This window comes from Streptomyces sp. NBC_00057, assembly GCF_045041165.1.
In the GTDB taxonomy this organism is placed as follows: domain Bacteria; phylum Actinomycetota; class Actinomycetes; order Streptomycetales; family Streptomycetaceae; genus Streptomyces.
This window is the reverse complement of sequence record NZ_CP108257.1, coordinates 45,425-58,747: the sequence shown is the minus strand read 5'-3', so window position 1 is coordinate 58,747 and position 13,323 is coordinate 45,425. Positions and strand designations below refer to the sequence as shown.

The window sequence follows — 13,323 nt, the reverse complement described above, 5'->3', positions numbered from 1 at the left end:
CCAGCATGACCAACCAGAAGATCATCCCACCCGGTCAGTCAACGTGACAGTGCCTTCACGCCCGCTACCTGAGCGCCATGGACCAGGCCGATCAGAACGAGGACCCCACCGGTGTAGCTGCCGTCCTCGCCTACGGTGCGCTCCAGACGGTGGAGCAGGCTGTGCCGGAGTTCCGCCACAGCGCCCTGAACCGGCTGGGCCGGACCGACGAGGCTGACGCGGAAGCCCGGCGGGGCCTACAAGACCGAGCGGGGGCGGCGCTGGTTCCGGCACAACCCGAACGGTGCGGACGCCGTCGCCGCTGCGACGAAGGCCGCCGACACCGCCAGGGAGCGCGCTGCCGAGTACCAACTGCGACGCGACTGAAGCAGCTGCGCGAGCAGGCCGCCGCCCGGACCGAGCAGGCCGCAGCCGCGCCGTGGACGGACTGGCTGCCCGAGCTCGCCGCCCGCCGACTGGGCGGCGACGCCGGGGCGGTGATCGCATGACCACCGAGTCGGAGCTGAGCGGCGTCGACCTCGCGCGCCAGGCCCTGCTCGCGGCCCGGGAGGCGGCGAAGAGGAACGGCGCCACCAGCAAGAAGCCGAAGCGGCGCACCACCACCGTCGTACGACGCGACGGCCGTGAGCCGCTGGGACTGGGCAGCGCGATCGGCCGCATGATGACGGAGCGCGGCATGGTCGCCCCGGCCGCCGGCGGAAGCGTCCTCGCCGACTTCGACGCCATCCTCGCTGCGGCCGTGCCCGAACTTGCCAGCCGTGTTCGAGCCGTGGCGTTCGACGCGGAGACCGGCCGTCTGGACGTCGTCCCCGATGCCCCGGCGGTCGGCACGAAGCTGCGCTGGAGCGCGCCGAAGCTGATCGCTGCGGCCAACGAGCGAGTGTCCGGTGCGAACGTCCGCGCCCTGCACGTTCTGGCGCCTGCACCCGTGAAGGCCAGCCCCGCCACGGCGGCCGCCGCCCCTGCCCCGCAGCCGACCGAATCCGTGGCGCCGGTGGAGCGCCGGACTCCGCCGGAGGGCTACCGCCGCGCGATCGAGGCGCACCGCCAGGCCGCAGTGCCGTCCCGGGTCGACCCGGGCATCGCGCAGGCGGTGGAGCGGCAGAATCGGGCGATGCGGGAGCTCAGCCACCGGGCGTTCCCCGAGCCGACTGCGGTGCCGGATGGCGCGCCGGCCCCGATCGACCGGGCCCGTGTCCAGCGTCGCCGCCAAGCTGCGGCGACCGAGGCCGCTGCGCTGCGCCGGGCCCGTGCCGAGCGCACCCAGTTGACTGGATCGAAGGCGACAATGCGCTGTGCCCGCACTGACGTGGTCGGCGAGAAGGAGGCATCCTGATGGGCGACAGTGAGATTCAGCAGCCCGACCTGGCCAGCCCCGATGGTTCGGTGACGTAGCGGCCTGGTGGGTTCCTGCGCTTCGTTCCAAAGGCTTCGCCGCACGAGTGGAGCCGCTGGGCGTCGATGCTCAGATGCGGCTGCACGTGCTGTGCGAAAGCCCGGCGTGGCGCACCCAGCTGCAGTTGATCGGGAAGCCTGTGCTGACGCGGATCAACGAGATCGTGCCAGAGGCGCGGCTGACCGGCCTGCTCGCCCACATGCGTCCCAGGATCCTGGTCCTGGTCGTCGCCACCGACAACTTCGCGGACGAGCAGCTGGTTTCTGACGTTCTGCTGGAGACCTGCTACGACGTCATCGAGGCGTTCGGTCCGGAGCACCAGGTCGCCCTGAAGGTGCTAGGTGAGTCCGCGTTCGACCACCACGTTGGGCGCTGGGCCGCTGCGCATACGTCCGCCACCGCCGGGGTCAGCGCCCCGCTGTACGGCATGGTCCATCTTCCCGACCATGCTGAACACGGCGAAGGCGCCACATGGGTCCGAGACCGATCGGTGATTGCGGAGGGCCCTCAGCTATGCCTCGCCTTCTGCGCTCCGGGTGCGCCCTTGCCCGCAATCACACAGCTGGCTACTGGCGCCGGGATCCCCGTCCGAAGGCTGCGACGAGAAGGACCCGTTGCTGAGCTGAGCCCGGTAAGAACGACGGAGACGGCGGGCGAGGCTGGGACGGTGGCCGATGTCCGGCAGCGCATCGCCCCGCGCTGAAGCCGCGGCCGGCCGGCGCAGTCCCAGCCGGAGTCGCCGATCGGCGCCAAGGGATAGCCGGGCGAGGCCGGCTATCCCTTGGCGGGCGAGCTCCTTGAGGGGTACCGCGAGGCCCACGACCCTCGAAAAGCAGTTCGCCAGTCCGTCCGATGCTGTGGTGGCTCTGCGCGAAGACAGACTGTGCGAACGCGACGATCGCCTGCGTCATGGACCGGATCGAGAAAGGCAAGCCACCCGTCGAGGTTCCGCAGCCCGGGGCCAGCGGCCCGCCGGGCTACGCTCCGGTCGTGGCACCTACTTCCGGCTGGTTTCAGCGGGAGCGCCAGTCGGTGAAGACCTGTTCGGTGTCGGCTTCGACGACGTCCCGCAGGTCTTCGTCGTCGTCCGGGGCGTCCAGGCCGAGTGCGTTGAGGACGTGCCGGTAGTACTGGTAGGCGAAGTGCGGGTCGCCCGCTGCCAGCAGGGACGACAGGAGCGGCTCGTCGCCGGCCGTGGACCGGTCGGCCTCAACCAGCACCTGGACGCGTTCATTGCTGCTGAGGGAAGGGAGCGCGGAGCCGAGCTGGTGCTCCAGCCGGTTCCAGCTGGTCGTCGTCCGTTCCCGGGCCGCCTTCTTCAGGGCTCCACGGACAGCCGCCGCAGCGGGCACGAGATGCGCCGGCAGCTCGGCAGGGTCCGTGAGCGTGGCCGGCTGCGGTTGCGCGGCCGGGGACGTGCTCTTGGGTGTGTCCGGTTCTTCTGCGGGGGCCGCGATCCTTTCCACCCACTCGTTCACCTTGTGCTGCTCAGCTGCGGACAGATGGTCCCCGGCTTCCTTCGCCGCAAGCACTAGCTCCTCAACGAGCTGCTTCTGCTGTTCGGTGGACAGTTCTTCACGGCGTAGACGGCCGGTGATGCTCTGGACCTGCCCTCGCGCTCTGTTGCGCGCTTTGCGTCCCTGGGCCTGAGTCACGAGCTGCGCGTGCCGTTCCTGAGCCTCTGCCTCGCGACGCTCGGCCGCTGCCGCATGGCACTCTTCCCGTTCCCGGGCCGCTGCCGCACGGCGTTCGTCCGCTGCCCGCCGTTTCTGGGCAGCATGACGACGCGCTTCTTCAAGTAGCGTGTCGGCCGCCTGGAGAATGCCCGCCTCCTGCGGCGTGGCCGCCACGTCGCGCAGAAATAACTTTCTGACCTGCGGAGTCAGCGACGAGACATTGAAGATGTGACCGTGCCGGACCGCTTCGTCGAGTTCGGCGAAGAACCGCCGGCGGACCCGGTTCTGCTGGTGGATCCAGTCGTTCGCGTGGTCGATCGCGCGTTGCAGGTGCTCGAGCGCCTGTCCCTCGCAGCGAGGTACCTGGAGCTGTGCCGTGTCCCGCAGCTGACGAACGGCGGCGGTCTCCTTCTTCTGCACGGCGTTGTTGATGAGCCGGGTCAGGGCGCCGATCTGCACCGGGCCTTCTGCCTTCTTGCTGCGCGGCTGTGGCACCGGGGCCTGGCCTCTGGCGGCGCGTGCGGCCTCAAAGCATGTGACGACGGGAGTGATGAGCCGGCCTTGCTCGTCGACGGTGCATTCCGCCAGCTCGAAGTCCCAGTCGGTGCCCACATGCGGGAGCTCGGTGCCGAGCATCATGACTCGCTGGTTGCCGCTGCTGACAAACTTGACGCGGTTGACGTAGCCCCGGCGCACCAGGGTGTGGTGATCGATATGGACGCCGGGACCGAGGATGATGTCGCCTGCCTCTGTGGCGTCCCCGTCGGGCGGCGTGGTGGGGTCCATGTGCAGCAGCAGCGTGTGCCCGTCCAGTTCGATCTCCACGAGGGAGCCGACCGGGGCGTCGTCCTGGTCGATGTAGCGGTAGCGCGGAGTGTGCCCCTGGCCGCGCAGCCACGCCTGGGTGGCCGTCCGTACGTACAGGTGGTCCGCGCTCGCGACGTCTCGGGAGCGGCGCCCGCATTCGGGCAGCAGCCCGTCGGGGTCGGGGAAGTGAGCGAAGTGGCTGACACGGACGTTGCCCCGCCGCGTCAGGAGCTGGCCGCCGCACCCGCCCAGCAGGACCCCGCACCAGAACGTCGTCCCGGAGAACTCCTCGCGGAACTCGTCGAGCTCGTCGGCATCCGTCGGGCAGACCACCGGATCATCGGACTCGGGATCCTCCAGAACGGCCGTCTGGATCTGCCGGTTGTCAACGCCCATCGCCAGCCCCTTCGCCAGCACAGCCCGCCTCTCCCGCCCGCACGAGAGCGTCCTGCGGACGCGAGAAGAGGTAGATCGCTATCAGCTGTTCAGCCTATCGAGCGTCACGGAGAGTCGCGCCGAAATGCGGGAAACGTAGTCAACGCGACGGACCGCCTCCGCCGTTCGCCCTGGCCGCCGGCGTCTGCGCTGCTCAGCTCCTCCCTGGTTGTGGGCGGAATCAGTTGGCGGGCCGGAAGAATGAGCTCAGCCTGGCAGCTGGCCCGAGCTCCTGGTTCAGGCCGTGATGGTGGGGTTGTGAACTGCTGTCGTTCTTGTGTGTATGAGTGCGTTGTAGCGCCTGGAAGTGAGTCCGGTGGTCTGAGGGGTGAGGGTGGGAATGAATGTTTCGGGGTCGAATGGGTGACCTGGGTAGTGGTGGCTCGTTGTGCCGGGTGACGGGCTGGACCGGTGCTGGGGGCGGGGGCATGGTGGTGGGCGGTGTGCGGGAGTTGGCGGCGCCGTTCGTGGCCCCGGGCCCTTCGGGGGTGGCGGTCCGGGACCGCCTCAAGCACCTCGCCCCGCAGGACGAGCACGTGTTGCGGGCCGTTGGTGCCCATCAAGGGGCGCTGGCCTCCCGGGATCTGAAGATCCGGTGTGCGGACGGCCCGAACCACAACGCTGAATCCTGGGCCGCGCGGAAGCGGGAGCTGACGAAGGAGTCGTCATCCAGGATCGCCGGGGCGATCACGAAGGCGACTCATGATCAGTGGGCGCTCGCCCGGCGTTGCCTGGCCGCGCACATCCGGTCTCTCGATGCGGGGATCAAGACGCTCCGGCACCGCCTGTCCCTCCCCGTCGGGGCGAAGGGCACCAAACGTGCCCCGGGTGGCTGCCGGTCCAGGAGTGAGTGGTTCCACAAGTCCCGCCGCCTCAAGGCTCTGGAAGCCCGGCACGCTGCCGCAGTGGCGGACTGGCAGGCCGGTCGGGTACGGGTCGTGCGGGGCGGGAAACGGCTGTTCAACACCCGCCACCACCTCGCAGAGGCCCAGCTCACCGAGGGTGAGTGGCGTCAGCGGTGGGAGGCGGAGCGCTGGTTCCTGGCGGCGGACGGTGAGTCGGGGAAGCGGTACGGGAACGAGACGATCCGCGTCACCCCGGACGGCAAGGTCAGCATCAAGCTGCCCGCCCCGCTCGCCCACCTCGCCAACACCAAACACGGCCGCTACACCCTCACCCCCACCACCGTGGCGTTTGCGCACCGGGGTGTGGAGTGGGCCGACCGTGTTGAAGCGAACCGGGCCGTCGCCTACCGCATCCACTACGACACCACCCGGGGCCGCTGGTACCTGACCGCATCCTGGCAACGCCCCACCGTCCAGACCATTCCTCTGGAAACCGCCCGGGCCAAGGGTGTGATCGGTGTCGACACGAACGCCGACCACTTCGCCGCCTACCACCTCGACCCGCACGGCAACCCGGTAGGCGAACCCCACCGCTTCGCCTACGACCTGACCGGCACCGCAACCCACCGCGACGCCCAACTCCGCCACGCCCTCACCCGCCTCCTGCACTGGGCCACACAGACTGGCGCGGGTGCGATTGCCATCGAAGACCTCGACTTCAGTGCGGAGAAGACGCGGGAGAAGCACGGCCGCAGGAAACGGTTCCGGCAGCTCATCTCCGGCATCCCCACCGGCAAACTCAAAGCCCGGCTCGTCTCCATGGCCGCCGAACACGGTTTGGCGATCATCGCGGTCGATCCGGCCTACACCTCGATGTGGGGCAGTCAGCACTGGCAGAAACCACTGACCACCCCGCACCGGAAGATGTCCCGTCACGATGCCGCCGGTATCGCGATCGGACGACGCGCCCTCGGACACCCGATCCGGCGACGGACGGTACCGCCCCGTGCACACCAGAGCGATGCGCACGGGCATCGGACCGCCCAGGCCGACCGGCATGCCCCTGGGCGTGAGGGACCCCGCCCCCGCATCCCCGGACCACGGACACGATCCGTGCCACCGGACGCGGCGAGAACGCGGGCGACCAGGACACCCAAAACCGTTCGGGATGTCCGCAGCGACCAGGCATGGGTCCAAGACTCACTCCTGCTCACTGAATAGGAACGGTTCGCGCCATCCTTCGTCAAGATCCAGCGGGCCCGTGCGTCTGTCGCAATACTCGTTTCGCCCGCCTCCGGAAAGCAGGGGAGGGCTCGGAGCGAGGGGGGCCGGTGGGCGAAGCGCTGACGGAACACGAGGTGCACCAGGAGCACCAGGAGCTGGTACGTGCTCTGGCCGATCAGCACGCTCTTACCGACGTCCAGGACCACGACGAGGGTGTCCGGGACGAGGCGTTCGACATCCTGATGGAGCGCGCGCAGGCGCTGATGGCGTACGAGAAGCAGATGCCGGCCCTTCTGGCCGAACCACAACGCCTGCGCAGCCAGAAGGTCATCTTCTGGTCCTGGCGGGCCCAGAGTGCGGTGGCGATCGCTCTGATCCTCGTCTTCCGCCTGCTGGGGTACTCGGACTGGTGGTACGCCCTGGTCGTGCCGCACCTGGTGGGCACCTTCTGCGGCTGGCGGCTCGAAGCGACCGTGAAAAACCATCTCGCCCGCCGCACCGCGTCCATCGCTCTGCACGCGGTGGGGGCGCTGCTCGTCCTGGTCGTCCTGGGCGTCCTGTCGCCCTGGTTCATCGTCGCCTTCCTGATCGGCTGGGCCGTCGTGGGCACAGCGGTCGCGGACGGACAGGAGGCGGGGAAGTGAGCGACGCTCTGGACTCCCAGTTCCGGGACACCGACCGGCGGGTCCGCGATACCGACCGGCGAGTAAGCGATCTCGACAGCCGGCTGGACGATCTGGAGGGCAAGCACGAGCGGTTGAAGTCCCGGTTCGGCTACACCGAGGACCTGGACCACGAGCTGCGTTCCCTTCGCGACGACATCTCCGGCCTGGAGACCACGACCGAGGAAGTCGACGGCCGGGTCGACGAGCTCGATGACCGCGTCAAAGCCACGGAGCGGACGGTGAAAAGGATCACCCAGCACGTACGGCTGCTGGAAGGCCAGATCATGGCCGCCGGGAACATCCCTCCCGCGGACCTGGACACCTTCACCAAGGACCAGCGCACCCTGGCCGCCACGATGGAGTCCGGGTGGGACGCCGCCGACGTCCTCCTCACCAGCACCCTCCGCACCCACCACCAGAACCGGGTACAACGCTTCCACGACGCCCAGGCCCGGCACCAGGCGACCCGGGAGGAAGCAGTCGCCCTGGTCGGCACGCTGCTCTCCACCCCCTACAACACCCAGCCCCATGCCAAGGCCGCCACCAAGCTGCGCTCCGTCATCGCGCGCGAGGCGACCGAGCACCAGGGCCTTGCCCGGCAGGCTTCCGAGGCACGCACGTCCACCGCGGCCCTCGCCGCGGACCGGGCGGCCACCGCCGACAAACAGCCGGCCATCGCCGCCGGCCAGCGCGCGGAGCAACGGCTGACCCTGGCGCTACGCAGCAATCTGGCCGACGCCGTCAGCAACCGCCTGCTCCTGCCCGCGTGGTTCGCCACCGTCCTCGGCCCGGCCCCACCAGCACGAGACACCGAACGCTGGCTGGAGTGCGCGACCCGCGTCCTGCTCTACCGCCTCACCTACCACGTCGACGACCAGGTCCTCGCCCTCGGTCCCTGCCCCGACCCCGAAGACGAACACCAACATCAGTGGTGGGAGGAACTGACCACCGAGCTCCGCCCCTGGTAACCGCACTTCCAGCAGACGCCTGCGCCGGGCCGGACGTACCCTGCGAGCCATGACAACTACCTCGATGCGATGCGACCGTATGAGCCAGCCCCTGCACGGCCGACAGGGAGATCCTGGATGGGGTGTGGCAGCTGGCTGACATGCCGAGATCGACGTGCGGGACCCCGCCGCAACGTGGCGCCCACGCCGGGCGCTAGCCGGAGGTGTCAGGCCGCACCGCTCCGGGCCCGGCCCTGCTGGGCGTCTTCGACGTGGCGTCCGAGGAAGAGGGCCGCGTACTCGATCTCCTGCTCGGTGGTGGTGGAGTAGTCGATGCGGCCGGTGCGGTGGCCGGGCTCCCGGTACAGGCAGCGGGCCAAGCCCCGGCACACGAGATGACGACGTCGGTTGGGGGTACTGGTGCCCGCCGGAACGACGATCGCCGTGCCGCCGCCAGGCCGGCTCTCCAGCGCCCCGTTGATGATGCTGCCGTTCTCCGTGGCCACCACGGTGATGGAGTAGCCCAGGCGCTGCTCGAACACGGCGACCAGGTTCCCGAGCGGGTCCGTACGGTCCAGGGGCGGGATCCGGAGATCCCGGACCGTCGCCTGCACCCGCTTCACGAGCCTTCGCCGTGTGTTCCACCGCACCGCCGCCACCTCATCCCGTCTTGTCCACCTTCAGCCCAGGGCGGCGGATCCGGCGACCGGAGCCCGCGGGCGTCAACCCGGGCCATGCAGCGCCACCCGTTCCGGTGATCTCCGGCCCGGTACCCGCCATGGCGGCGCAGCCGTCGCCACACTCACGATCGTGACCGACCTGAACATCCCCGGCGCCGCCCCCGAGGGCTCTCCCGCCGGGGTAGGCCGGACGACAGCCGGCACCGGCCGCGTCCGCTTCTCGCTCGCCCGGTGGGTGCTCGCCCCGCGCACGACCTGGCAGGCACACCGCCTAGCCGCCGACTTCGGCGAAGGTATGGACGCCCGGACCGCGTGGGTGATGGCCCGCCTGGCCCGTCATCCTGATGAACGCGGCTACGCCATGGGCCACCTGGACGACGATCGTCAGGCCGCGGACTGAGCAGAGCTCAGGCGCCGGCCTTCGGCTCACGCAGAGCGGTGCCCTCGCCGGACACGGCCTCACCGGTCTCGTCATCGGTGGACCACAGGGCGCGCGCGAGGAAGTACAGGGCGACCATCCCGGCGTAGATGAACATCCCCCAACCGAAGATCAGCATGAAGACGTTCGCGTCGCCGCGCGGGGCACTGTAGGCGACTTCCTGCATGGGCCGCCGAGACCGTGGGCAGGGATTCGCGCGGCTACGACACAGGCAAGAAAATCAACGGCCGCAAACGGCACTTGGTGGTCGACACCCGCGGCCTGCCCCTGCTGGTCATGGTCACCCCGGCCTCGCTCACCGACCGCGACGCAGCCAAGGAACTCCTCTTCCGCCTCCGCCTGATGCATCCCGAGATCACCATCGTCTGGGCGGACTCCGCCTATGCCGGAAAGCTCGTGACCTGGGCAAAGAAGTATCTCAGCCTCACGATCAAGACTGTGAGCCGTCCCAAGGACGCCTCCGGGTTCATCGTGCTGCCCCGCCGCTGGGTCGTCGAACGGACATGGGCCTGGATGATGCACGCCCGCCGGCACGCGCGGGACTACGAACGGCTCGTCCAGCATTCCGAGACCTTGATCACTTGGGCGGCCATCACCCTCATGACCAGGCGTCTCACCCGAAGCGGACGGACGAGGAAGCAAGGGCCCTGACCAGCCGAACTGTCAGCCCGTCTCCCGGCGAGGGAAGAAGCGCCTCCGCAGTCGATCACCGACTTCACCTACGACAATCACCAGCACAGCACTCGCCGCACACCCCGCGAGGTCCGTCGGCTGGTCGAGAACCTTGGCCAAGAACCAAAAGGCCGCGGTAATAGCCGCCCACCACATAACCCACAAGCTGATCGCGGACCACCAGCGCCGTCTCTTCACGCCATCAAGATACGTCCCTCACGCTCTGATCTGAGCGGCCCGGGGTCAGAATCAGGTGCTCGCCTTCAACAGCACCATCATCGAGACCGGCACCGATTCCTACCGCCTCGCCAGCCCCCGAGCCCAAGCCGACGAAGCTTCCAAGGCGGGCTGAAAGCACATCGGCATTGACCAGAAACCGAGGAACGGGAGGGAGTGCAAGCCGCCCCTTTCGATCCTCGACCTCTCAAGATCCGTCCCAGACCCCCAGACGCTTGAGCCGACGCTGCCGGAGCCGCTCTCCAGCCGCTGTTAGACCGAAGAGGAGTCCCATAACCAGCCCGCCCAGCGCTGCTAGCACGGGACCGTCAGGTTCGTCCTCAGACGACACCATCAGGAAGAAGAGCGCAAAGGGCATGGCCAGGCAAAGGCCGGTGCCGACCGGGTGCCGGGCCACCCATTTCTGGATCCGAGTCGGGCGCCTCTGTCCACCAAGGGCCCGATCCAGGGCCCACAACGCATTACCCAGAGACCGCCACCAGCTCGTCACGGCTGAAGGATACGGCAGCCGGTCGGGCCTACTGGCAGAAGGCTCAGGGCCGAGCAGGTTGAGAAACAGGTACTCAGCTTGGCGTTTAATCTCGCTGCGCTTTGTGTTCCTTGATCGACTCAGCGCGTTTGAGGGTTTTGCCGACGTCGTGGTGCTTGGCGCGGTGTTTGTTCTTCGAGCTGGGCGGTCGTCCGGGGCCTGGGCGGGATGGTTTTGGCGCGGCTGCCGGGCGGGCTGTGGTCGCGCGGACGTTGCGAAACCCCCTCCGCACCCGGGCGGGGGTGAGGCGTCGGGGTGGCGTGGGCCGTTCCCAGGGGCGGCGGAGGTCCTCGGCGAGGGGGCGGGCGAGGCGGAGCTGGGTGTGGGCGGCGATGATCAGCCAGGTCCACACATCAGCGGTGTCGGCGTGGCGGACCTTCGGGCGGGTCCAGCCGAGTGTCTGCTTCATCAGCCGGAAGGTGTGCTCCAGGTCGAAGCGGCGGAGGAACGCCTGCCACCAGCGGTCGACGTCCGTGCCGGTGGCGCCGATGGCCGAGCACCACAGCCACAGGGGTTTCGGGTCGCGGTCGCCCGGCAGGTGCTCGACTTTCAGGCGGAGCAACGTGCCGTGCAGGACAGGCAGTTCTTCCTTCGTGTGTTCCAGCCAGGGGCCGCGGTGGGTGAGCCGGGGGTGCATGCGGTCCCAGGCCATTGCCTCGGCGGTGCCGTAGCGGGTGGTGTCCGTGAACGTGGTCACCTCGGGGGTGTGCCAGGTCTCGGGCCGGGCCAGGGCGAGAACGCCGCCGTGCCGGCGCGGACGCCCGCCCCTGGGCCCGGAACGGGTCGGACCCGGGTCACGGAGCATGACACGGTCCGAACGCAGACGCCCGAGCAGCACGAGCGGCAGGTCCGCCAGGGCGTGGGAGAGGTAGGCGACGTCGTGGCCGGAGTCCATGACGATCAGCGTCTTCGGATCTCCTGGCTTCCACTGCCCTGCGAGGATCAACCGCTCTGCAACGCCGCGGAGTTGGGCTGCCGTGACGGCGGTCGCGTCGTCGGCGGGCCCCAGACGCACAGCGTCTAGCAGCGCGACCCAGGAGGTGCGGCCCGTTTCCAGGGCGGCGACGAAGGAGTACGGCCAGCCCGGCACGAACTGGTCCTTGCTGCGGGCACCGCGTCCGTAGACGTGGCAGAACAGCCGGTCGTCGCTGGTCGGAGCATCAGGGCGGAGCCAGTTGCTCACGTCCACAGCCAGCACGATCCGCCCGTCGGCCGCCTTCGGCAACGGCAGGCCGGCCAGCGTGCGCCGCAACCGCGCCGGCTCTGCCCAGCCCCGGTCCAACGCTGCGTACAGAGCACCATGCCCACGCCGGTGCTCGAGGGCCAGCGACAGCTCCACCAGCGTCTTCACCGGCCCGTCCACGCACAGCACCGCGTCCGTGAGCTCGAAGAGCGCATCCGCCCCGGCGTAAAGGCACTCGTAGAACTCGACCCGAAAGCGGGACAAGACATCCAACGCCTCGCCTGCGGGCCCTGGGAGAGGGAGACTCATACGCAGCGGCCGTTCTCTCGTGCTTCGTGACTCGACATCTCGAAGCGTGGAGAACGGCCGCCTCCGCTGTCCCGGGAAGAACCGCAGATCAGCAGGTTGGGTGACAGGCGAGGATAAACGTCAAGCTCAGTCCTCCCACGATTCGTACTGCGGCGCGTTGACCTCCCGCAGGGCCTGGCGCCGGTCCGTGATCCGGACGTGCGGGCCGCCGTCCGTCATGTGGTGGGCCAGTGCCTCGCGTACCGCGTGCGGGATCTCTTCGAAGGCGGGTTGCCCGTACAGGGCGAGGAGCTCGTCGACGGCGTCACCGCCGCGCTCGGCCGGCGCGTCCCGGCAAGCCTGCAGCGCGGATACCGAATCACGACGCCAGCCGAAGCACGGGAGTGGGGCGCAGCCCGGCCGCATGGGGGCTCGGACTATCGGTTGTGGAAGGTGTGCCGCCCAGAAGTGTCTACGGTCTCGTGGCGCGTGTTCAGGCGCCGGTTTCCGTCTCGCTGATGGCGGCGTTGAGGTTGGGACGGTGGTCTCGCGTGGACCGGCAGGTGGGCCGACGCGCTACGCGGTCGCGGTCAGGTTGAGTTCGTGTCAGCGAGATGACCGGCTTCGACCTGGTCCGGGTGGCGCAGCGGATGGGGTTGGAGAGGTGGGCGCGAAGGTGCGAATCCATCACCCGTTCGAGTTAACAGGGTGCGTGGGGCGGTGGATTCGTTGACAAGTTTGTGGATCTTCGAGGGTTCCGGTGGTGGGTGAGTGACGGGTGCGCGGGGGTGGCGTTGGTTGGCACGGGTGCACTCGGGACTTGGTGAATTCGAAGCCTTCGCGGCTGTTGCCCGATTTCGTTGACCGGCATTGATCAATTAACCACCCTTTTCGTTCGGGTGATTGGTTGATTGATCACCAACAGGTTGGTGGGCACCCACGCCCACGGCGCTACTTTCTGGCACAGCGCGGGTGCGGAAGGTAGTACTGTCCGATTCCCGGTCTTCGCCGGGCAGGCAAAGACCCCGGCTGCTGGTTGGTCGCCTCGCCGGGGTCTCTTGTCGCTCTTCAACATCAGTTCGAAACTCCGAAAGAAGGGATCTCTCGTGTTTCTTCAACGACGTCGAACTCGTCTCCCTGCCTGCGCTTCTTCGATTGCAAGGAAACTGAGCCGCGAACGTATCATCCCTGCCCGGCGGAAGGTTCAAACGTCTCGGTGGGATGTCTTGGCTGTCACGGTGCGCGGAAGCCTGCTCATCATCGTCCTTTCGCTGCCTCTTCTCACCATCCCGGGCTCTTT

12 protein-coding genes and 1 pseudogene are annotated in these 13,323 nt (G+C 68.7%); 8 read left to right on the top strand and 5 right to left on the bottom strand.

Annotation, left to right across the window (positions count from 1 at the left end; genetic code table 11):
• Nucleotides 1–77: 77 nt before the first annotated feature.
• From OG953_RS43605 to OG953_RS43595, 3 genes are all read left to right on the top strand, one after another.
• Nucleotides 78–488, top strand: a complete 411-nt coding sequence (locus OG953_RS43605; RefSeq protein ID WP_331735720.1) for a hypothetical protein — start codon at nt 78–80, stop codon at nt 486–488.
• Nucleotides 485–1,336 (top strand): DciA family protein, encoded by an 852-nt coding sequence (locus OG953_RS43600; RefSeq protein WP_331735718.1) that lies wholly within the window; start codon nt 485–487, stop codon nt 1,334–1,336. Before OG953_RS43605 ends, OG953_RS43600 begins: the two co-directional genes overlap by 4 nt.
• 106 nt (nt 1,337–1,442) lie before the next feature.
• Entirely contained in the window at nt 1,443–2,099 is a 657-nt protein-coding gene (locus tag OG953_RS43595) for a DciA family protein (protein ID WP_331735716.1), read from the top strand.
• A 310-nt stretch (nt 2,100–2,409) separates the two neighbouring features.
• On the opposite strand, the gene OG953_RS43590 is transcribed toward OG953_RS43595, so the two are convergent.
• Nucleotides 2,410–4,275, bottom strand: coding sequence for a hypothetical protein (locus OG953_RS43590; protein ID WP_331735714.1), 1,866 nt, complete (start codon nt 4,273–4,275; stop codon nt 2,410–2,412).
• A 467-nt stretch (nt 4,276–4,742) separates the two neighbouring features.
• On the opposite strand from OG953_RS43590, the gene OG953_RS43585 reads away from it, so the two are divergent.
• The 3 genes from OG953_RS43585 to OG953_RS43575 all read left to right on the top strand — a co-directional run bounded on the left by OG953_RS43585 (nt 4,743) and on the right by OG953_RS43575 (nt 8,016).
• Nucleotides 4,743–6,380 (top strand): transposase, encoded by a 1,638-nt coding sequence (locus OG953_RS43585; protein ID WP_331736160.1) that lies wholly within the window; start codon nt 4,743–4,745, stop codon nt 6,378–6,380.
• A gap of 110 nt (nt 6,381–6,490) precedes the next feature.
• Complete coding sequence (locus OG953_RS43580; protein ID WP_331735713.1) at nt 6,491–7,027, top strand: hypothetical protein; 537 nt, start codon at nt 6,491–6,493, stop codon at nt 7,025–7,027.
• Entirely contained in the window at nt 7,024–8,016 is a 993-nt protein-coding gene (locus tag OG953_RS43575) for a hypothetical protein (RefSeq protein ID WP_331735712.1), read from the top strand. The genes OG953_RS43580 and OG953_RS43575 overlap by 4 nt, the downstream gene beginning before the upstream one ends.
• Before the next feature lie 206 nt (nt 8,017–8,222).
• Here OG953_RS43575 and OG953_RS43570 read toward each other — a convergent pair whose 3' ends face one another.
• Nucleotides 8,223–8,645, bottom strand: coding sequence for a hypothetical protein (locus OG953_RS43570; RefSeq protein WP_405692587.1), 423 nt, complete (start codon nt 8,643–8,645; stop codon nt 8,223–8,225).
• 160 nt (nt 8,646–8,805) lie between these two features.
• Between OG953_RS43570 and OG953_RS43565 the strand changes: the two genes are divergently transcribed.
• Nucleotides 8,806–9,075 (top strand): hypothetical protein, encoded by a 270-nt coding sequence (locus tag OG953_RS43565; RefSeq protein WP_331735706.1) that lies wholly within the window; start codon nt 8,806–8,808, stop codon nt 9,073–9,075.
• Between the two features lie 7 nt (nt 9,076–9,082).
• On the opposite strand, the gene OG953_RS43560 is transcribed toward OG953_RS43565, so the two are convergent.
• A complete protein-coding gene (locus OG953_RS43560; RefSeq protein ID WP_331735704.1) occupies nt 9,083–9,280 on the bottom strand; it encodes a hypothetical protein in 198 nt (65 codons plus the stop codon).
• Between the two features lie 2 nt (nt 9,281–9,282).
• Between OG953_RS43560 and OG953_RS43555 the strand changes: the two are divergent.
• Nucleotides 9,283–9,748 (top strand): annotated as a pseudogene (locus OG953_RS43555) (transposase); the annotation flags it as partial.
• Between the two features lie 850 nt (nt 9,749–10,598).
• Here OG953_RS43555 and OG953_RS43550 read toward each other — a convergent pair.
• Together OG953_RS43550 and OG953_RS43545 are read right to left on the bottom strand one after the other, a co-directional pair.
• Entirely contained in the window at nt 10,599–12,044 is a 1,446-nt protein-coding gene (locus OG953_RS43550) for an NF041680 family putative transposase (RefSeq protein WP_331735697.1), read from the bottom strand.
• Between the two features lie 126 nt (nt 12,045–12,170).
• On the bottom strand, nt 12,171–12,449 hold the full coding sequence (locus OG953_RS43545; RefSeq protein ID WP_331735695.1) for a hypothetical protein: 279 nt from the start codon (nt 12,447–12,449) through the stop codon (nt 12,171–12,173).
• Nucleotides 12,450–13,323: the final 874 nt, after the last annotated feature.

Bases quoted from the DNA above. Each gene is read 5' to 3' on its own strand.
- OG953_RS43605 (WP_331735720.1), top strand. From the start codon at position 78: ATGGACCAGGCCGATCAGAACGAGGACCCCACCGGTGTAGCTGCCGTC.
- OG953_RS43600 (WP_331735718.1), top strand. From the start codon at position 485: ATGACCACCGAGTCGGAGCTGAGCGGCGTCGACCTCGCGCGCCAGGCC.
- OG953_RS43590 (WP_331735714.1), bottom strand. From the start codon at position 4,275: ATGGGCGTTGACAACCGGCAGATCCAGACGGCCGTTCTGGAGGATCCC.
- OG953_RS43585 (WP_331736160.1), top strand. From the start codon at position 4,743: ATGGTGGTGGGCGGTGTGCGGGAGTTGGCGGCGCCGTTCGTGGCCCCG.
- OG953_RS43560 (WP_331735704.1), bottom strand. From the start codon at position 9,280: ATGCAGGAAGTCGCCTACAGTGCCCCGCGCGGCGACGCGAACGTCTTC.
- OG953_RS43550 (WP_331735697.1), bottom strand. From the start codon at position 12,044: ATGAGTCTCCCTCTCCCAGGGCCCGCAGGCGAGGCGTTGGATGTCTTG.
- OG953_RS43545 (WP_331735695.1), bottom strand. From the start codon at position 12,449: ATGCGGCCGGGCTGCGCCCCACTCCCGTGCTTCGGCTGGCGTCGTGAT.